Origin of the sequence: Streptomyces sp. NPDC002138, assembly GCF_040296485.1 — a bacterium.
Taxonomy (GTDB): Bacteria; Actinomycetota; Actinomycetes; order Streptomycetales; family Streptomycetaceae; genus Streptomyces.
On the sequence record NZ_JBEOXE010000077.1, the window covers coordinates 1 to 18595 of the forward strand.

Annotated in this window: 15 protein-coding genes and 1 pseudogene; 7 read left to right on the top strand and 9 right to left on the bottom strand. The window is 73.2% G+C overall.

Going from position 1 to position 18595, the window contains the following annotated elements:
• Window positions 1-229 precede the first annotated feature (229 nt).
• The 3 genes from ABT084_RS32835 to ABT084_RS32845 form a co-directional block, all read right to left on the bottom strand.
• Window positions 230-793 carry a GNAT family N-acetyltransferase gene (locus ABT084_RS32835; RefSeq protein WP_351051896.1) on the bottom strand — a complete coding sequence of 188 codons (564 nt, stop codon included), beginning with the start codon at window positions 791-793 and terminating at the stop codon, window positions 230-232.
• Window positions 794-798: 5 nt separating this feature from the next.
• The gene (locus tag ABT084_RS32840) at window positions 799-2049 is read right to left on the bottom strand and encodes a GAF domain-containing protein (protein WP_351051956.1); all 1251 of its coding nucleotides are present in this window, start codon (window positions 2047-2049) and stop codon (window positions 799-801) included.
• Between the two features lie 300 nt (window positions 2050-2349).
• A complete protein-coding gene (locus ABT084_RS32845; RefSeq protein WP_351051899.1) occupies window positions 2350-3984 on the bottom strand; it encodes an acyl-CoA dehydrogenase family protein in 1635 nt (544 codons plus the stop codon).
• 17 nt (window positions 3985-4001) lie between these two features.
• On the opposite strand from ABT084_RS32845, the gene ABT084_RS32850 reads away from it, so the two are divergent.
• Window positions 4002-5117 (top strand): YihY/virulence factor BrkB family protein, encoded by a 1116-nt coding sequence (locus ABT084_RS32850; protein ID WP_351051901.1) that lies wholly within the window; start codon window positions 4002-4004, stop codon window positions 5115-5117.
• Window positions 5118-5138: 21 nt separating this feature from the next.
• Here the strand turns inward: ABT084_RS32850 and ABT084_RS32855 are convergent, their stop codons facing one another.
• Window positions 5139-5537, bottom strand: coding sequence for a VOC family protein (locus ABT084_RS32855; RefSeq protein WP_351051904.1), 399 nt, complete (start codon window positions 5535-5537; stop codon window positions 5139-5141).
• A 42-nt stretch (window positions 5538-5579) separates the two neighbouring features.
• Between ABT084_RS32855 and ABT084_RS32860 the strand changes: the two genes are divergently transcribed.
• Window positions 5580-6479: an NAD-dependent protein deacetylase gene (locus ABT084_RS32860; RefSeq protein WP_351051907.1), complete on the top strand. Its 900-nt coding sequence runs from the start codon at window positions 5580-5582 to the stop codon at window positions 6477-6479.
• 297 nt (window positions 6480-6776) lie between these two features.
• A complete protein-coding gene (rsgA, locus tag ABT084_RS32865) occupies window positions 6777-7886 on the top strand; it encodes a ribosome small subunit-dependent GTPase A (protein ID WP_351051910.1) in 1110 nt (369 codons plus the stop codon).
• A 349-nt stretch (window positions 7887-8235) separates the two neighbouring features.
• Here the strand turns inward: rsgA and ABT084_RS38090 are convergent.
• The 3 genes and pseudogenes from ABT084_RS38090 to ABT084_RS32880 all read right to left on the bottom strand — a co-directional run.
• Window positions 8236-8388 (bottom strand): annotated as a pseudogene (locus ABT084_RS38090) (PNPOx family protein); the annotation flags it as partial.
• Window positions 8389-8443: 55 nt separating this feature from the next.
• A complete protein-coding gene (locus tag ABT084_RS32875; RefSeq protein ID WP_351051912.1) occupies window positions 8444-8929 on the bottom strand; it encodes a DUF456 domain-containing protein in 486 nt (161 codons plus the stop codon).
• Window positions 8930-8953: 24 nt separating this feature from the next.
• Window positions 8954-9931 (bottom strand): helix-turn-helix domain-containing protein, encoded by a 978-nt coding sequence (locus tag ABT084_RS32880; RefSeq protein WP_351051959.1) that lies wholly within the window; start codon window positions 9929-9931, stop codon window positions 8954-8956.
• A gap of 213 nt (window positions 9932-10144) precedes the next feature.
• Between ABT084_RS32880 and ABT084_RS32885 the strand changes: the two genes are divergently transcribed.
• From ABT084_RS32885 to ABT084_RS32895, 3 genes are all read left to right on the top strand, one after another.
• On the top strand, window positions 10145-13921 hold the full coding sequence (locus tag ABT084_RS32885) for a S8 family peptidase (protein WP_351051914.1): 3777 nt from the start codon (window positions 10145-10147) through the stop codon (window positions 13919-13921).
• A 125-nt stretch (window positions 13922-14046) separates the two neighbouring features.
• Window positions 14047-15411, top strand: coding sequence for a protein phosphatase 2C domain-containing protein (locus ABT084_RS32890; RefSeq protein ID WP_351051917.1), 1365 nt, complete (start codon window positions 14047-14049; stop codon window positions 15409-15411).
• 97 nt (window positions 15412-15508) lie between these two features.
• Complete coding sequence (locus ABT084_RS32895; RefSeq protein ID WP_351051919.1) at window positions 15509-17251, top strand: pyruvate dehydrogenase; 1743 nt, start codon at window positions 15509-15511, stop codon at window positions 17249-17251.
• A gap of 59 nt (window positions 17252-17310) precedes the next feature.
• Here ABT084_RS32895 and ABT084_RS32900 read toward each other — a convergent pair whose 3' ends face one another.
• Both ABT084_RS32900 and ABT084_RS32905 read right to left on the bottom strand, forming a co-directional pair.
• Window positions 17311-17523, bottom strand: coding sequence for a DUF397 domain-containing protein (locus ABT084_RS32900; RefSeq protein ID WP_351051922.1), 213 nt, complete (start codon window positions 17521-17523; stop codon window positions 17311-17313).
• Complete coding sequence (locus tag ABT084_RS32905) at window positions 17520-18422, bottom strand: helix-turn-helix domain-containing protein (protein WP_502969246.1); 903 nt, start codon at window positions 18420-18422, stop codon at window positions 17520-17522. The genes ABT084_RS32900 and ABT084_RS32905 overlap by 4 nt, the downstream gene beginning before the upstream one ends.
• Between ABT084_RS32905 and ABT084_RS32910 the strand changes: the two genes are divergently transcribed.
• Window positions 18412-18594 carry a hypothetical protein gene (locus ABT084_RS32910; protein ID WP_351051925.1) on the top strand — a complete coding sequence of 61 codons (183 nt, stop codon included), beginning with the start codon at window positions 18412-18414 and terminating at the stop codon, window positions 18592-18594. The genes ABT084_RS32905 and ABT084_RS32910 overlap by 11 nt on opposite strands.
• Window position 18595: the final 1 nt, after the last annotated feature.

Below are 18595 nucleotides of genomic sequence, written 5' to 3' on the forward strand. Positions count from 1 at the left end.
GGGTGGCCGGGCTCGGCCGAACCCGGCCTCGCCGGCGATTGAGGCGCCCCCGGAGGGGAGGCGGGCCCGCGGACGGGGTACCGGCGGGAGTCGCCCCTCGCGACCCCGCCCCGTGCGGTGGATCCGGCCTCGCCCGCGCGGTGGGGCCGGGCCGAACTCAGCCTCGCCGGCGTTTGAGGCGCCCCCGGAGGGGAGGCGGGGCCCGGTCAGGGGGGCGGCCCGCCAGGGGTTACGCGCCCGGCCAGGGGCCCGGGGTCGGGGCGAGGGGCTTCGGTTCCGTTTCCGTGCGGAACAGGCGGAACCCGCGCCGCAGGTAGTTGTCCATGGCCGTCGGGCCGTCCTGACTGCACGTGTGCAGCCACACCCGCTTCGTCGGCTCCCGCTCCGGCCAGCGGACCGCCAGGTCCCACGCCCGCGCGACCCCCACCGACAGCAGGTGCCCCCCGATCCGCCGCCCCCGGAACTCCGGCAGCAGACCGAAGTACATGATCTCCACCACACCGTCGTCCTGCGGGTCGAATTCCACGTACCCCGCCGGCGTCCCCCGGTCATAGGCCACCCAGGTCTCCACCCCCGGCCGGCCCAGCTGCTCCACCCACTGGGCCCGCGTCAGCGACAGCCGGTCCGTCCAGTGGATGTCACCGCCGACCGAGGCGTACAGGAAGCGGCTGAACTCGGGCGAGGGGACCTCCGCGCGCGAGATGGTGATCTCGGCCCCTGGAACGGCCGCCGGAACGAGGTCGTCCGGCGAGGTCATCTCCAGGGACCAGGTGGTGAGGGTGAAGGTGCTCATGCAGGTCAGGGAACCACATCCGGCTGCCGAGCCCTGATCACGGCCGGCGCCGTGGAGTGCGGCAGCAGGTCGGCCGGCCGCTCCGGCCGGACCACCTCCACCTCCACGTCCTCCGCGAAGCGGTACGGCCGGTGTGTCAGCACCCCGGCCAGGTGACGCCGTACCCGCGACAGCTCGGCCCGTACCGTCACCGTCCGCGTCGCGTCCCCGAACAGCTCCAGCGCCAGCTCCGCCGCCGACCGCCCCCGCGGGCTCTCCGCCAGCAGGAACAGCAGCTCCGCGTGGCGCGGGCTCAGCTCCTGGGTCCAGCTGCCCGCCGCCCCGGACACGGTCGCCGACGAGGCCCGGACCCGGCTCAGGTCCAGCACCACCCGGCCCGCCGCCGCGCCTGTACGGGCCTGCTCGACCCGCAGCAGCCAGCCCCCCGGCAGCGGCTCCACGACGCAGTCGCCCAACTGCGGAACCCACTGCCGGCCCGGCCCGAAGCCCTTCGGCAGCGACACCCGGTCGGCCGGGGCGATCCCGGTGACCGCCGCCGTCCAGCCGTGCGGATCCACGGCCATCGCCCGCCCCGGCAGCCGAGCCAGCAGCGGGGCCGCCACCGCCCGCAGCCCCTCCAGGGACTCCAGGTGCCGGATCCGCAGCTCCCGCTCGGCCAGCCGGGCCACCGAGGCCACCCACGTCAAGGTCGACGGATGCATCGTGGCCAGCGGCCCGCTCACGTCGACCACGCCGAGGAGCTGCCCGTCGCGCGGATCGTGCACAGGAGCCCCCGCGCACGTCCAGTCGTGGTGGCTGGAGACGAAGTGCTCCGCCGAGAACACCTGCACCGGGCGCCGCGTGACCAGGGCCGTGCCGACCCCGTTGGTGCCCACCACCGCCTCGTCCCAGTCCGCGCCCACCCCGAAGCCCAGCCGGTCCGCCCGGCGCAGGATCGAGGCCGCGCCCTCCCGCCACAGCAGCCGCCCGTCGGCGTCGGCGATCACCATGATGTGCAGCGCCTCGTCCAGGGCCGGGAGCAGCCCCTCGCGCAGCACCGGCAGCAGCGCCCGCAGCGGCGACACCTGGCGCCGCTCCTCCGTCTCGGCCGCCGACAGCATCCGCGAGCGGGCGTCCCGGTCGGGATGCACGCCGCCGGCCATCATCCGGCGCCACGACGCGGCGATCTCGGGGCGCGGCGCGGCCGGCGGCCGGCCCCCGGACAGCGCCGCCGCCCGTACGCCCTTGAGCAGCCGGGCCGCGTCGCGCGCGTCCATGGCGGCGAGCCGCGCCACGTCGACCGCGGCTCCCGCGCCACCCTCAGTGGTTGCCACAGGATCCTCCTGAATGGACCGGACCGGGCGTGCCGGACTCCCCGTCGGACTCACAGGTTGCAACGGTCTGCAACTCTCGCCAAGTCCCGGCCGCCCGACCGAGACTGTGCGTCACGCCGACAGGCGGCGTGAAGGCTCCTCCTCGGGGCTGCCCGGAGCAGGTGTGGTGCCGAGTCGGCGCGGCGCCACCCTGCTGCCGGAGACGGGCCCGGATCCGGGCTCGGAGCGGTTTGGGGACCTCTCCTAACCCGTGATCCGCGCCCGTTCGACCACCGCGCCCAGATCCAGGCTGTGCGGCAGCGTCCCGAAGGCGGCCCCCCAGTCCCCGCCGAGCCGCGAGGCGCAGAACGCGTCCGCGACCGCGGGCGGAGCCCAGCGCACCAGCAGCGAACCCTGCAGGACCAGCGCCATGCGCTCCACCACCCGCCGGGCGCGCGCCTCGATCCCCTCCAGGTCCGCCAGCTCGGTCAGCAGGTTCTTGACGGCCGCGTCCAGCCGGTGATCGGCGCCCCGCGCGAGACCGACCTCCTGGAGGAAGGCGTTCAGGGCCTGCGGCTCCCGCTGGAGCGCCCGCAGCACGTCCAGGGCCTGTACGTTGCCCGAGCCCTCCCAGATCGAGTTCAGCGGGGACTCCCGCAGCAGCCGGGGCAGCCCGGACTCCTCGACGTACCCGTTCCCGCCCAGGCACTCCAGCGCCTCCGCGACGGCCGGCGTGCAGCGCTTGGTCACCCAGTACTTCGCGGTGGGCACCGCGATCCGCAGGAACGCCCGCTCCTGCTCGGTCCCCGCGTCGTACGCGGCCGCCAGCCGCAGGGTCAGCACGGTGGCCGCCTCCGACTCGACGGCCAGGTCCGCCAGCACGTTGCGCATCAGCGGCTGCTCGATGAGCTTCGCCCCGAAAGCGGAACGGTGCTCCGTGTGGTGGACGGCCTGCGTCAGTGCCTGCCGGATCAGCGAGGCCGATCCGATCACGCAGTCCAGCCGGGTCGCGGCGACCATCTCGATGATGGTGCGCACCCCCCGGCCCTCCTCGCCCACCCGCCGGGCCCAGGTCCCGTCGAACTCCACCTCGCTCGACGCGTTCGACCTGTTGCCGAGCTTGTCCTTCAGCCGCTGGATCGCGAAGACGTTCCGCGTCCCGTCCGCCAGCACCCGCGGCACCAGGAAACAGGTCAGGCCGCCCGGCGCCTGCGCCAGGACGAGGAAGCCGTCGGACATCGGGGCCGAGCAGAACCACTTGTGCCCGGTCAGCAGGTACTCGCCCGACGCGTCCAGCGCCACCGCCCGGGTGGTGTTGGCGCGTACGTCGCTGCCGCCCTGCTTCTCGGTCATCCCCATGCCGAAGAGGACGCCCGCCTTCTGTCCGGCCGGGCGCAGCCCCTGGTCGTACACGTGCGAGGTGAGCCGCGGCTCCCACTCGGCGGCCAGCTCCGGGTCCGTGCGCAGCGCGGGCACCGCCGCGTGCGTCATGGAGACCGGACAGCCGTGGCCCGCCTCGGCCTGCGACCAGACGAAGAACCCGGCGGCGCGGCGCAGGTGCCCCGCCTCGCGCCCCCAGGCGTCGGTGAGCCCGGCGGACACCGCGTGGCCGAGGAGACGGTGCCAGGAGGGGTGGAAGTCCACTTCGTCGATCCGGTTCCCATACCGGTCGTGTGTGCGGAGCTTCGGTGGATTCTCGTTGGCCTGGGCACCCCATTCCTGGGCCTGCGCGGAGCCCGCCGCGCGCCCGAGTCCGGTGAGTTCTTCCCTTACGCCCACGAGGAGTTCGGGGGGAAGATGCCGTTCCACGCCCTCTGTGAGGGCGCGGTCGCCGCCGTAGACGTCGTACCCGACCAGGGGTGGTGCCTGGTTGCTGACTGTGTGGGTGGTGGGTGCCATGCCGATACGGTAAGGAGGTGCAGCCAGCAAATGAAACACCCGAGCGGCCTCCGGGGCGGCTCCACCGGGCCCGGGCCCTCTACCGCAACGTCTCCAAGCGCAAGATGGCCTGGCTGCTGCTCAAGGACACGGTCAACTCGTGCATCGAGTACCGGATCCTGGGACTCGCGGCCGAGGCGGCGTTCTTCACGCTGCTCTCACTGCCGCCGCTGTTCCTGGGTCTGCTCGGGCTGGTCGGCTACGTGGACGGCTGGAGCGGCGGCACCTCGGTGCAGAGCATCGAGGAGAACATCCTGCGGGCGGTCGGCACGATCCTCTCCGACCGGGGCGTCAACGAGATCGCGAAACCCATGCTGGACGACGTGACCGGGCGCGCCCGCCCCGACCTGATCTCGCTCGGTTTCGCCTTCGCCCTGTGGTCGGGCTCGCGCGCCGTCAACGTCTTCGTCGACACCATCACGGTGATGTACGGGCTCGACGGCCAGCGCGGCATCGTCAGGACCCGGCTGCTGGCCTTCGTGCTGTACGTCGTCGCGCTGCTGGTCGGGTCGGTCGTGCTGCCGCTGCTCGTGGTGGGCCCGGACGCGGTGGTGCGGTGGCTGCCGTGGGGGACGGAAGTGGTGGCGGTGCTGTACTGGCCGACCGTCACGCTGCTGTCCATCGTCTTCCTGACCACGCTCTACCACGTGTCCGTGCCGGTGCGTTCGCCCTGGATCGAGGACGTGCCGGGCGCGCTGATCGCCCTGGCCATGTGGGTACTGGGCTCGTTCCTGCTGCGGATCTACCTGACGAACACGGTGGAGGGGCCGACGATCTACGGATCGCTGGCCGCGCCCGTCGCCGTCCTGCTCTGGATCGGCATCTCGGCCTTCGCCGTCCTGGTGGGCGCCGCTGTCAACGCGGCGATCGACCGCGTCTGGCCCTCGGTGGCGACGGCGGCGGCCCGCGAGGCCAACGAGCGGGTGCGGGAGGCCGAGGCCGCCCAGCTGATCGCCCGCGCGGCCGCCTGGCGGGCCCTGGCCGAGGGCGAGTCGGAGGACGACGAGGACGCGGGGATGCCGTCCGAGTTCCCCGAGCGGTGGTCCAAGTTCCTCCCGCCCGAGGACTACTCGTCCCGCCTGCGCAAACACTGAGCCCGTGGGGCCCGTACGGGCTTACGCGCTGGCGGCGAACAGCGAGACCGCGCCGCCGTCCGGGTCCAGCACGATGGCGTAGCGCTGCCCCCAGAAGGCGTCCCAGGGCTCCAGGTGCGGCGCTCCGCCGCCGGTCGTGCTCAGTTCCGCGTACAGCGCGTCGACCTCGGCGGGGGAGTCGCACAGGAACGCCATCCCGACCCGGTCCGCGCCGGGCTCGGGGCGGGTCCACTCCGGGTCGAAGGAGCGGATGACCTCCACCGTGTCCCAGCCGATCCGCAGGCCGCCGGGGAGGGTGGCCTCGACGTGCGGCTCCTTGTCGGCCTCGGCCGGGACGTCCAGCCCGAGCCGGCGGTAGAAGGCGAGCGAGGCGGCCATGTCGGATACGACCAGGCCGATCATGTCGAGTCGTGGTGTCATGAGGCCCACCCTATGGAAGTACCCGTCCCGTACGCTGGCGGCATGCGCACGCGCCCCACGCTGAGCTGGACGCCGCCCGAGGACCTGCCGCCCGGTTCCACGGATCCGGAGCCGGTGGTCGACGCGCTGCGGGTCGGCGGCGTGGTCGTGCTCAGCGGGGCGGGCCTGTCCACGGAGTCGGGCATCCCCGACTACCGGGGCGAGGGCGGGAGCCTGAGCCGGCACACCCCGATGACCTACCAGGAATTCACCGCCGACCCCCGGGCCCGCCGCAGGTACTGGGCGCGCAGTCACCTGGGCTGGCGCACCTTCGGCCGGGCCCGGCCCAACGCCGGGCACGAGGCCGTGGCGGCCTTCGGACGGTACGGGCTCCTCGCGGGGCTGATCACCCAGAACGTCGACGGGCTGCACCAGGCCGCCGGAAGCGAGCGGGTGGTGGAGCTGCACGGAGGTCTGGACCGGGTCGTCTGCCTCTCCTGCGGGGCCCGCAGCCCGCGCGGCGAGCTCGCCCGGCGGCTGGACGCGGCGAACCCGGGCTTCGCGCCCGTGGCCGCCGGGCTGAACCCGGACGGCGACGCCGACCTCACCGACGCGCAGGTCGGGGACTTCTCCGTGGTGAGCTGCGCGGAGTGCGGCGGCGTCCTCAAACCCGACGTGGTGTTCTTCGGTGAATCCGTTCCGCCGCGCCGGGTCGAGCGCTGCCGCGAGCTGGTGGACGAGGCGGCCTCGCTGCTGGTGCTGGGGTCCTCCCTGACGGTGATGTCCGGACTCCGTTTCGTCCGCCAGGCCGCCCGGGCGGGCAAGCCGGTGCTGATCGTCAACCGCGACCCGACCCGGGGCGACCGGCATGCCGTCACCCGCGTCACCCTCCCCCTGGGGGAGACCCTCACCACCGTGGCGGACCGGCTCGGCATCCCGGGCACCGGCTGGGGCGCGGCCTGAGGAAACGGCCTGAGGGACGGGCCTGAGAGGCGGGTCGGAAAAGGCGCGGAAAAAGAGTTGGCGCGGGGGAGTTGGGGCGGGTTACCGTGAAGCCGTTCACGCCGAGTGGACCGGAACCGCCGCGTGCGGATCCGTATGACACAGGAGGTGAGTCCATTGATGACTGTCGTCGCGCAGGGCACTGCCCGCACTCACGCGTTCGTCAATCTCCTTCCTGTGGTCTCCGGCTGACCTTCACTCACCTTCCGCGCGCCACGCGCGTGTTCCGCCGGGGCCACCCTGTTTTAAGGGTTCCCGTTGACTTTCTCTGCCTTCCAGCAGATCGCTTCGCTCTCGCACGCCCTCAGCCCGTACGGCTGGGACGACGCATGGGCCGCCGAATTCGCTCCGTACGCCGAGCAGGGCCTCGTACCCGGCCGGGTCGTCCGGGTGGACCGCGGCCAGTGCGACGTCATGACCGCGGACGGAATCGTCCGCGCCGACACCGCCTTCGTCACCCCGCACGACCCGCTGCGGGTCATCTGCACGGGTGACTGGGCCGCCGTCGAGGCGGTCGGCAACCCCCGTTACGTCAAGGCGTACTTGCCGCGCCGGACCGCCTTCGTGCGGTCCACCTCTTCGCAGCGCTCCGAGGGGCAGATCCTCGCGGCCAACGTCGACCACGCGATCATCGCGGTCTCGCTCGCCGTCGAGCTGGACCTCGGCCGCATCGAACGCTTCCTCGCCCTCGCGTGGGAGTCCGGTGCGCAGCCGCTGGTCGTCCTGACCAAGGCGGACCTGGTACCGGACCCGGTCACGCTGGCTCACCTCGTCCAGGACGTGGAGACCGCGGCGCCGGGCGTCGGCGTACTCACCGTGTCCTCCCTCACCGGGGAGGGTACGGACGTCCTCACCGCGATCGTCGCCTCCGGCACCAGCGTGCTGCTGGGCATCTCGGGCGCGGGCAAGTCGACCCTGGCGAACGCGCTGCTCGGCGAGGAGGTCATGGAGGTCCAGGCCACCCGGGAGATCGACGGCAAGGGCCGCCACACCACCACCACCCGCAACCTGCTCGCCCTCCCGGACGGCGGGGTCCTCATCGATACCCCGGGGCTGCGGGGGGTCGGCCTCTTCGACGCGGAGGCGGGCGTGGGGCAGGTGTTCTCCGAGATCGAGGAGTACGCCGCCCGGTGCCGTTTCCACGACTGCGCGCACGAGGCGGAGCCGGGGTGTGCGGTGCTGCGGGCCGTGGAGGAGGGGGAGCTGCCGGAGCGGCGGCTGGAGAGCTACCGGAAGCTGTTGCGGGAGAATCAGCGGATCGTGGCGAAGACGGATGCGAGGCTCCGGTCGGAGATCCGCCGCGACTGGCGCATGAAGTCGGCCGAAGGCCGGGCCAACCACGCCGCCAAGCGCGGCCCCCTCTCCTGACACCCCGGCCCCGCCGCCTCAATCACGGGCGGGTCCGGGTCCGTCCGGGCGCGGCCAGGCCTCCCCTCCGGGGGCGCCTCAATCGCCGGCGGGGCTGGGTTCGTCCGGCTCGTCGTCCGGGCGCGGCCCGGCCTCCCCTCCGGGGGCGCCTCAATCGCCGGCGAGGCTGAATAGCGCCGCCGCCCCCTCAGCTTCGCCAGTGTGCGGGGTGCGCCGGGGCCCCCGGCCGCGTCGGTGTTCGAGGCGTGCCGCCGTATTGCCAGCCTCGCCGGCGTTTGAGGCGCCCCCGGAGGGCAAGCCGGCCGCGCCCGCTCCTCCCAGCTTCGCCGGCGTGCGGGGTGCGCCGGGGGCCCCCGACCAGCACGGTGCCGTCCTCCTGCGGGAAGAACCCCACCGGGTTGGCCTGCGGCTGCCCGGCCGCGTCCACCGTCGCCAGCCGCCCCAGGTACTGCGATCACAGATAGGCGATTTCCGATGCGCTGAACCCCGCGAAATCCCTCATGGGACCAGGGTCACAGCCCGCCAGGCCCCCCGCATCGGCCACCCGCCCTAGGTCTCTAGCCCCCCGCCACCACCACCCCCAGCCACGCCCCCATCACCAGCAGGCACGCGAACAGCTCCACCAGGACGCTCGTCCCCACCGCCCGCATCACCGCCCGCAGCGAGGTCACGGCCTCCCCGTGGGTGCCCAGGCGGTGGCGTTCGCACAGGTAGATGCCGCCCATGAACCCCGGTACCGCGCCCAGCACGGGGACCAGGACGAAGCCGAGGAGGGCGCCCGTACCGGCGTACACCGCCATCCGCCGCGTGACGCCCACGCCGCGCAGCCGTCGCGGCGGCAGCTGCCACTTCACCACCTGCACCACCAGCAGCAGCGCCGTCGCCGAGACCAGCAGCGACCACGCCGGGGCGGTCCGCTCGTGCATCGCCCACCACAGCACGCCCGCCCAGACCAGCAGGGTCCCGGGGACACCCGGAACCAGGACCCCGAGCACCCCGAGCAGCAGCACCAGGCCCACCAGGAGCAGCTGCGGCACATCCATCTGATCAGCGTGACCGACCAGCCGCTATCGGGCCACCCAGCCCCGTTCACGCGCGTGCCAGCCCAGCTGCATCCGGGTCGTGACCCCGGCCGTCTCCATCAGCCCCTTGACCCGGCGCTGCACCGTCCGCAGCCCCAGCTCCAGGTGCTTCGCCACGCTCGCGTCGGTCATCCCCACCAGCAGCAGCGAGAGGATCTCCAGATCCGTGGCGTCCGGCCCGTCGTCCGACTCCTCCAGCGTCCCGGCCGCCCCCAGCCGCAGCGGCAGCGCCTCCCGCCACACCGCCTCGAAGAGCCCCATCAGGGACTCCAGCAGCCCCGAGGCGTGGACGACCAGTGCCGCCGGTTCCGCGGTCCGGGCCGTCAACGGCACCATCGCGAGGCTCCGGTCCGCGATCACCAGCTTCGTCGGCACCTGCCCCGTCACCCGGATCCGCTCGCCCCGGCCCAGCGCCGTCGACGCCTCCCGCAGCCCGCTCGGCAGGCTCAGCACCTCCCGCTCCAGCACCACCCGGTAGTCGACCCCGCGGACGGTGGCCCGTTCCTCCGCCTCGTTCTCCGAGCCCTTCATCACCTGCGGCCGCCCGGTGACCAGCGCGCACACCTCCTCCACCGCGCCCAGCTGGAGCTGCACGAAGCGGTGCGCCACCGCACTCGCGCCCGTCACCACCTCGACCAGGTCGTGCACGGCCGGTTCCGCCGCCTCCGCCCGGTACTCCTCGGCCAGCAGCACCGCCGCCAGCTCCGCCTGCTCCAGCTCGTGCCGCTGCTGGGTCAGCAGCGCCCCCAGCGCCACCCCGGGCGGCGCGGCCACCCAGCGGCCGGGGCGGGCCGAGGACTGCGCGGCCAGGCCCTGGCGCTCCAGGTGCCGCAGCGCCCGTTCCGTCTGCGGCAGCGGCAGGGTCAGCCGGTGCGCGAGGTCCGGCACCTCCGCCGCTCCCAGCGCCACCAGCGCCCTGTACGCCGACTCCTGCCCCTCGTCCAGGCCTATGGCACCCAGCAACCCGTCCACCCCGCTCTCCACCCGGTCCCTGGCCACCCGGTTCTGGCGGGAAACGGCCACGGCGCATTCCCGCCGTGGACATCATCACCGCACCCACCGCCCCTCTGCCAGGGTGACGCCACCGCAGCACCAACATCCGCCGGTCATCAGCCCTTTGCGCGGCTTCTTTGCCGTGCAATGCGCCCGTTGGCCGGAATTCACCTGGGGAGAGCGATGCGCCCGATATCGCGCACGGCACTGGGGGCGGCCGCGGCCGCCGTCCTGGCCGCCACAGCCGTCGGAGCCTCGGCGGCGCAGCCGAGCGAGGCCGGGCCGGCGAAGAGACCGCTGACCGGCAGCGAGGCGGCGGCCCGGCAGGCCGCCGGACCGGTGACCGTCACCCTGGTCACCGGCGACAAGGTCCTGGTGTCCACGGACGCCACCGGGCGCACCGCGGCCACCGCGATGCCCCACGAGGACGGCGCCCAGCCCCTCGTGCAGACCCGGCAGTCCGGCAAGGACGTCTACGTCTACCCCGAGAGCGCGGTCAAGGCGCTCGCGGCGGGCACCGTCGACGAGGAACTCTTCAACGTCACGGGCCTCATCCGGCAAGGCTACGACGACGCGCACGCCAAGAAGCTCCCGCTGATCGCGGTCTATGACGGCCTCGACACGGCCCGCAGCGCCCCGGCCGCCCCGCGCGGCGCCGAGCGCTCGCTCGTCCTCCCCTCGATCGGCGCGGTCGCGCTCTCCGCCGACAAGGCGCAGGCGGCCACCTTCTGGTCCGACGTCACGGCCCGGTCCGCCGCCCGCACCCGCGGCGCCGGCGGCCTGAAGAAGCTGTGGCTCGACGGCAAGGTCCAGACGAACCTGGAGCGTTCGACCAAGCAGGTGGGCGCCCCCGCCGCGTGGGCCGCCGGATACGACGGCGCCGGCACCAAGGTCGCCATCCTCGACACCGGGGTGGACCTCGACCACCCCGACCTCAGGGGCCGCGTCGCCGCGTCGAAGAACTTCACCGACTCCGACACCGACGCCGACCGCCAGGGCCACGGCACCCACACCACCTCCACCGTCGGCGGCTCCGGCGCCGCCAGCGGCGGGGCCAAGAGGGGCGTCGCCCCGGGCACGCAGCTGCTCAGCGGCAAAGTGCTCAACGACGCGGGCTACGGCCAGGATTCGTGGATCATCGCGGGCATGGAATGGGCCGTCGAGAGCAAGGCCGACGTCGTCTCCATGAGCCTGGGCGACCCCTCCCAGACCGCCTGTGACGACCCGATGAGCGCCGCCGCCGAGAAGCTCGCGCAGAACAGCGGCACCCTCTTCGTCATCGCCGCCGGCAACGCCGGCCCCGGCAACAACACGGTCTCCTCGCCCGGTTGCGCGCCCAGCGTGCTGACCGTCGGCGCCGTCGACCGCGACGACACCACCGCCTCCTTCTCCAGCCGGGGCCCGGCCGGCCTCCCGCACACCCTCAAGCCCGAGATCGCCGCCCCCGGCGTCGGGATCTCCGCCGCCAACATGGGCGGCCGCGGGGTGTACGCGTACCAGTCCATGTCGGGTACCTCGATGGCCACCCCGCACGTCGCGGGCGCCGCGGCCATCGTCAAGCAGCGCCACCCCGACTGGACGTCCCAGCAGGTCAAGGCCGCGCTCGTCGGCTCCGCCGAGACCGGGATCCCCGGTGACGTCCGGGAGACCGGCGGCGGCCGCCTCGACGTGAAGCGGGCCATCGACACCACGGTCATCTCCGCCCCCGCCGTCCAGGGCGGCGCGTACAACTGGCCGCAGGACCGCAGCGACCGCACGAGCCTCGAGGTCCCGTACACCAACACGGGCAGCACGCCGGTCACCCTCCGACTCGGCGTGGAACACGTCACCGGCAATGACGGCTCGGCCGTCCGCGGCCCGGTCGCCCGGCTGGAGCGGCGCACCGTGACGGTCCCCGCCGGAGCCACCGTCACGGTGCCCCTGACCCTGGGCCCCTCGGCCTGCCTGGAACGGTCGCAGTACGGCGACGTCACCGGCCGGGTGATCGCCACCGGCCCCGGCGGCCTGCGCGTCTCGACCCCCTTCTCGCTGTACGTACAGCCCGAGACCGTCACCCTGCGCGTCAAGCTCATCGACCGCGCGGGCAGGCCCGCCGCCGGGCCGTCCTCACTCGACGTCATCGGCACCGACGACGCCAGCGGTGAACGCCGCTTCAACGACGGCTCCGCCGACCAGGTCTACCGGCTCCGCCCGGGCTCGTACTTCCTCTCCTCCTTCGTCGCCACCCCGGACGCGGGGGACGCGGGCGAGAACCCGATGCTCGACTCCCTCACCTATCTCGGGCGCCCCCAGGTCGAGTTGAAGAAGGACACCACGATCGTGCTGGACGCCCGCACCGCCGGGCGGCTCGCGATCGAGGCCGACCGGCCCACCGAAACCCGCGGCGCGACCCTCGCCTTCGCCCGCAGCTGGAACCCGAACTGGCTGCACGCCGGAACCGCCATGGGCGGCCGCACCCTGCGCGGGTTCTACGCGTCCGTCGACGGCCGCGCCACCGAGGGCGGCTTCGAGTTCGGCAGCTACTGGCGCCAGGCAGCGCCCCTGCTCGACGAACTGAAGGTGTCCGGCGGCCCGGCGCTGCCCCCCCTCACCGCCTCCACCGGCGCCGACAACCTCGACGGCCACGGCAGCGCCCCCCTCGTCGACGCGGGCAGCGGCACCCCCGCCGAACTGGCCGCGGCCGGCGCCCGGGGTGCGATCGTCCTCGTGAAGGCCGAGGGCGGCTCGCTGTACGACGTCGCGAACGACGCGAAGGCGGCCGGTGCCAAGGCCGTCCTCGCCCACCGCGACGCCCCCGGCCGCTGGACCGGCTTCACCGGCTACACCGGCGGCTCACTGCCCGCCCTGTCGCTGGAGACGGCCGAGGCCAAGGCGCTGCTCGCCCGGCTCGCGCAGGGCAAGGTCACGCTGACCTGGAAGGGCACGGCGAAGAGCCCCTACGTCTACAACCTCGCCCAGACCGAGCGGGGTTCCCTGCGGGGCGACCGGACCTACCGGGTGCGCGACCGCGACCTCGGGACCGTCCACTCGGCCTACCGCGCGATGGGCGCCGCCTCCGCGTACGTCGACCTGACCAGCGCCTACCGGCCGCTGGGCACCGCCGTCTACTTCGGCTCCCTGGACACCGTCGCGGTCCCGGGCGAGCGCACCGAGTACTACACCGCCGGGGACACCGCCTGGGACCACCTCGTCTCCAGCAGCTTCCCGTGGGGAGAGCTGATGACCGATCAGCAGCGCACCTACGCCAGGGGTTCCCAGCGCTCCGAAAGCTGGTACGACGGGGTCGTCGGCCCGGTCGGCGTGCGCGACACGGCGGGCAAGCCGGTGCTGGCCGCCGAGCGGCAGGGCAATCTGATCGGCTTCGCCTCCGCGATGTGGGGCGACGGCTCGCACTACGCGCTGCCGGGCTCCTTCGGCGACATCGGCGCGCTGGTGCTCCGGCGCGACGGCGTCGAGATCGGCAGCGGCTGGTACCCGAACTCCGGGGTCTTCGAGGTCCCGGCCGAAGCGGGTACGTACGAACTCACCCAGGACCTGGAGAAGATCGGCGGCCCCGCGCGGGACTGGCAGCGCTCGCAGGGCGTCCACACCACCTGGACCTTCCGCTCCGCGCTCGACGCCTCCGCCTACTCGACCGGCCTGCCGATCCTGTTCCCGGCGCTCACCCTCCCCGAGGACGGCATGAAGACCGTGGCCGCCGCGGCCGGGCAGCGGATCGGGCTCGGCGTCACCGGGCACGCGGGCTACGCGCCGGGCGCCCTCAAGAGCGCCAAGCTGTCCTACTCGTACGACAACGAGCACTGGACCGAGGCCGCGGTCGGCGAGCGGGGCGGCCGGTGGAGCGCGGTCGTGGACCACACGGGCGCCACCGGCAAGCCGGTCTCGCTGAAGGTCGAGCTGACCGACGCCAAGGGGGCCACCGTCACCCAGACGGTGGCACGCGCCTACGACGTCCGGTGATCCGTTCGACGTCTGACCTCGTCTGAGGGTCGGCTGGGGTCAAGGGCCCGCCGGGCAGTAGCCCGGCGGGCCCTTTTCCGCGCGTTCGGCGTTTTCCGCCGCCCCCGGCGGCCGACACTAGGGGCATGAGTCAGCAGGGGGACGCGGACAACTGGTGGCAGAAGCTGTACGAGGACCCGGCCGGGCCGGAGCCGGGGGCCGCCGGCCCCGCGGCCCCCGCCGATCCCGCCGACACGCTGGACAGCCGGTTCAGCTCGGCGTCGGTGCTGGTGCGGAAGCCGGACCGGGCCCCGCCGGACGGGCCCCTGGCTGCGCCGGCGGAAGCGCCGGTGGAAGCGCCGGTGGAGTCGCCGGTGGAGTCGCCGGTGGAGGAGACCGCGGCGCCGACCGGGTACGCGCTCGGAGACGTGGCGGTGCCGCCGGCGCCGCCTCCGCTGCCGCCCCTGCCCCCGCCCGTGCCCCCGGTGCCCGTGGTGCCCGCGCTGCCCGTGGTGCCGGAGCCGCGCCGGGCCGAACGGGAGCCCGCCGATCCGCGCCGACCCGCCGCACGGCCCGCGGTACCGGCCGCCGCACGGCCCGCGCCGCGCCCCGAGGTACGCCATCTGGGGGACCGGGCCCCGACGTACGCCGCCGAGCCGGGCCCGCTGCCCGTGGCGGACCCGGCCGCCCTCGACGCCCTGGTGCCCGACACCGTCCTGGAGGGGGCCCGGTACGGGACCTACACCCTGCGGGCCGCATCCGTGCGCGGGGACTCCGCCCGCTTCCGCGGCGAGAACCGGCGCGACGTGCTGCTCACCGCGCGCTTCGGGACCGGCGACGACGCCCTGGTGCTGATCGCCCTCGCGGGCGGGGGCAGGGGCGCGCCCGGCGCCCAGGACGCGGCCGCCGAGGTGTGCCGCTGGGTCGCCGCCGCCGTCGGGCGCAGCCAGGGGCGCCTCGGCGAGGACATCCGGGCCGGCAGGCGCGACGCCCTGCGCTCGGGCCTGCAACGCCTCACCGACCGGGGGTACGGGCGGCTGCGGGCCCGCGCCGCCGAGCTGGGGCTGCCCGAGGAGGGGTATACGGCCGGGCTGCGCGCGCTGCTCCTGCCGGTGGACCCGGAGTGCCGGACCCGGGTGTGCTTCGGCGCGGGGACCGGCGGGCTGTTCCGGCTGCGGGCCGGGCAGTGGGAGGACCTGGAGCCCGCTGGGAGGGCGGACGGGGCGTCGCCCGCCGCCGCGCGGGTGCCCGCGCCGGCGCCCGCGCCGGGGGAGAGCGTCCCGGCCGGATTCCGCTTCCGCGCCACGGTGGCCCGGCCGGGGGACACCCTGCTGCTCTGCTCCAGCGGCCTCGCGGAACCGATGCGCGAGGAGGCGTCCCTGCCCACCGAGCTGGCCGCCCGCTGGGCCGAGGGGGACCCGCCGGGCCTCGCCGCGTTCCTGGCGGACACCCAGCTCCGCCTCAAGGGGTACGCGGACGACCGGACGGCCGCCGCGGTCTGGGAGGCGTAACGGGTCCGCGGCCGGGCTCCGGGAGGCGTAACCGGTCCGGCCGTGCGTGGATGGGAGGCGCACACCGCATCGCCGGACCGGAAAGGGCGCCCCTTCCATGGCCAAGCAGAACGTGGCGGAGCAGTTCGTCGACATCCTCGTGCGCGCGGGAGTGCGCCGGATGTACGGAGTGGTCGGGGACAGCCTCAATCCGGTCGTGGACGCCATCCGCCGGACCGGCGACATCGAGTGGATCCAGGTCCGCCACGAGGAGACGGCCGCCTTCGCGGCGGGCGCCGAGGCCCAGCTCACCGGGCGGCTGGCCGCCTGCGCGGGCTCCTGCGGCCCCGGCAACCTCCACCTGATCAACGGGCTGTACGACGCCCACCGCTCGATGGCCCCCGTGCTCGCCCTCGCCTCACACATCCCCTCCAGCGAGATCGGCCTCGGCTACTTCCAGGAGACCCACCCCGACCAGCTCTTCCGCGAGTGCAGTCACTACAGCGAGATGATCTCCAACCCGAAGCAGATGCCGCGGCTGCTGCAGAGCGCCATCCAGCACGCCATCGGCCGCGGCGGGGTCAGCGTGGTCACCCTGCCCGGGGACATCGCCTCGCTGCCCGCGCCCGAACGCTCCATCGAGCACGCGCTGGTGACCGCCCGGCCGACGGTGCGGCCCGGCGACGGCGAGATCGACCAGCTGGTGCGGATGATCGACGAGGCCGGCAAGGTCACCCTGTTCTGCGGCAGCGGCACGGCCGGGGCGCACGCCGAGGTGATGGAGTTCGCAGGCCGGATCAAGTCGCCGGTCGGGCACGCCCTGCGCGGCAAGGAGTGGATTCAGTACGACAATCCCTACGACGTCGGCATGAGCGGGCTGCTCGGCTATGGCGCGGCATACGAGGCCACCCATGAGTGCGACCTGCTGATCCTGCTGGGCACCGACTTCCCCTACAACGCCTTCCTGCCCGACGACGTCAAGATCGTCCAGGTCGACGTGCGCCCCGAACACCTGGGCCGCCGCTCCAAGCTCGACCTCGCGGTCTGGGGCGACGTACGCGAGACGCTGCGCTGCCTGAACAGCCGGGTCCGGGTCAAGAGCGACCGCCGGTTCCTGGACCGGATGCTGAAGAAGCACGCGGACGCGCTGGAAGGCGTGGTCAAGGCGTACACGCGCAAGGTGGAGAAGCACACGCCGATCCATCCCGAGTACGTGGCCGCCGTGCTGGATGAACTCGCCGATGACGATGCGGTGTTCACCGTGGATACAGGCATGTGCAATGTGTGGGCCGCGCGCTATCTTTCCCCGAACGGCAGGCGGCGCATCATCGGCTCCTTCAGCCACGGTTCCATGGCCAACGCCCTCCCGCAGGCCATCGGGGCGCAGTTCATCGACCGGCGTCGTCAAGTGGTGTCCATGTCGGGCGACGGCGGTTTCTCGATGCTGATGGGAGATTTCCTCACCCTGGTGCAGTACGACCTCCCCGTCAAAGTGGTTCTCTTCAACAACTCATCCCTGGGCATGGTCGAGTTGGAGATGTTGGTTTCCGGCCTGCCGTCGTACGGAACCACGAACCACAACCCGGACTTCGCGGCGATCGCCCGCGCGGCGGGGGCGTACGGGGTGCGGGTGGAGAAGCCCAAGCAGCTCACGGCGGCTCTGAAGGACGCGTTCCGGCACAAGGGACCGGCTTTGGTGGACGTGGTGACCGACCCCAACGCCCTGTCGATCCCGCCGAGGATCAGTGCCGAAATGGTCACCGGTTTCGCACTTTCGGCCAGCAAGATCGTGCTCGACGGCGGCGTCGGCCGCATGATCCAGATGGCTCGATCCAACCTGCGCAACGTGCCGCGACCTTGAGCGGGAGGGGGCGGTCCGGAAGCCCTGGGGGCCTCCGGACCGCCCCTCCTTGAAGTGGGCTAGAGCTGCCCGCCCTTGATGGCGTCGACGAACCGAGTCCACTGGGCGTCGTCGACGAGGAGCGCGGGGCCGCCCGCGACCTTCGAGTCGCGGACGGGGACGGCGCCGGGGACCTGGCCCGCTGCCACCTCGACGCAGTTGTTCCCGCCGTCGCTGTAGCTGGACTTCGTCCAAGCGAGGCCGAGGGCAGATGAGTTCACCAAAGTGGTCATTTGTGCTCCTGCTTGATTCTTGCGGTGAGGTCGGCCGACTTGTCGAACGGGAGCGCGTGCGCTCTCAAGTGCTCGAATGCACTCCCGTACACCGACACATCGGCGGCATCCTCAACATACAGAGCGCTCGCCAGGTGCTCCACGAGGACCACGTCCAGGTCTGCGCTCTCGGGAAACCCGAGCACGGTGAAGGGCCCGCCCATCCCCGGGTGTGGTGCTGCGCTGAGCGGCAGGATCTGTATCGAGACGTGCGGAAGGTCCATGAGATCGAGCAGCCGCTGGCACTGGTCCCGCATCACGCCCGGTGCTCCCGTGACCGGCCGTAGCGCCGCCTCGTGGATGATCGCCCACACCTGTAGCGGCTCCGGACGGGACAGGACCGCCTGCCGCTGCTGCCGTACCTCCACGAGGGCGTTCACCTGATCGGGTGTCGACGACATGTTGATGGCCGTGATCGACGCGCGTGCGTACGCGGCTGTCTGCAGGAGCCCTGGGATCAGGAGCGTTTGATAGGAACGGAGGCTTTTCGCGTCCGCCTCCAGGCTGATCAGCTCCGCGTAAGCCGGCGAGATGATGTCGCGGTACGTCTGCCACCATCCACGGCGAGCACCGTGGTGGGCGAGGGCCTGGAGTACGTCACGCTTCGCGGCGTCGGTGACCGCGTAGAGGTCGAGAAGGCCGGTCAGTACGTCGGGCCTGACGCCGAGTCGGCCGCTCTCGATGCGCGACAGCCGTGGCTGGTCCAGGTCGTGGGGCGGCCGCCCCACGGCCGTCTCCGCCCGCTCCCTGAGCAGTTCGTTCACACGCCGGACGACGTCCTCGCCCCTCAGGCCGGACCGTTCCCGAAGGGCCCTCAGCTCGGACCCCAGACGGCCCAGTGCGTCAGTAGTGAGTGAGATCGAGTCGCTCTTTCCCCGGCGGCTGCCGAAGCCCGCGGCCGACTGCGACGTGTGCGCCGCACTGATGAAGCAGTGGCGGGTGCTGACCAATCCGCGCCTTCCCGCCTTCGACCCGTCAGCAGCGGTTGATGCGGCAGTCGAGATCAAGCGTCACCCGCACGCGGGGAAGTAGA

Excerpts from the sequence above, each read along its gene's own strand:
- ABT084_RS32835 (WP_351051896.1), bottom strand. The coding sequence starts at position 793 with ATGAGCACCTTCACCCTCACCACCTGGTCCCTGGAGATGACCTCGCCG.
- ABT084_RS32840 (WP_351051956.1), bottom strand. The coding sequence starts at position 2,049 with ATGGACGCGCGCGACGCGGCCCGGCTGCTCAAGGGCGTACGGGCGGCG.
- ABT084_RS32845 (WP_351051899.1), bottom strand. The coding sequence starts at position 3,984 with ATGGCACCCACCACCCACACAGTCAGCAACCAGGCACCACCCCTGGTC.
- ABT084_RS32855 (WP_351051904.1), bottom strand. The coding sequence starts at position 5,537 with ATGACACCACGACTCGACATGATCGGCCTGGTCGTATCCGACATGGCC.
- ABT084_RS32860 (WP_351051907.1), top strand. The coding sequence starts at position 5,580 with ATGCGCACGCGCCCCACGCTGAGCTGGACGCCGCCCGAGGACCTGCCG.
- ABT084_RS32875 (WP_351051912.1), bottom strand. The coding sequence starts at position 8,929 with ATGGATGTGCCGCAGCTGCTCCTGGTGGGCCTGGTGCTGCTGCTCGGG.
- ABT084_RS32885 (WP_351051914.1), top strand. The coding sequence starts at position 10,145 with ATGCGCCCGATATCGCGCACGGCACTGGGGGCGGCCGCGGCCGCCGTC.
- ABT084_RS32890 (WP_351051917.1), top strand. The coding sequence starts at position 14,047 with ATGAGTCAGCAGGGGGACGCGGACAACTGGTGGCAGAAGCTGTACGAG.
- ABT084_RS32895 (WP_351051919.1), top strand. The coding sequence starts at position 15,509 with ATGGCCAAGCAGAACGTGGCGGAGCAGTTCGTCGACATCCTCGTGCGC.
- ABT084_RS32900 (WP_351051922.1), bottom strand. The coding sequence starts at position 17,523 with ATGACCACTTTGGTGAACTCATCTGCCCTCGGCCTCGCTTGGACGAAG.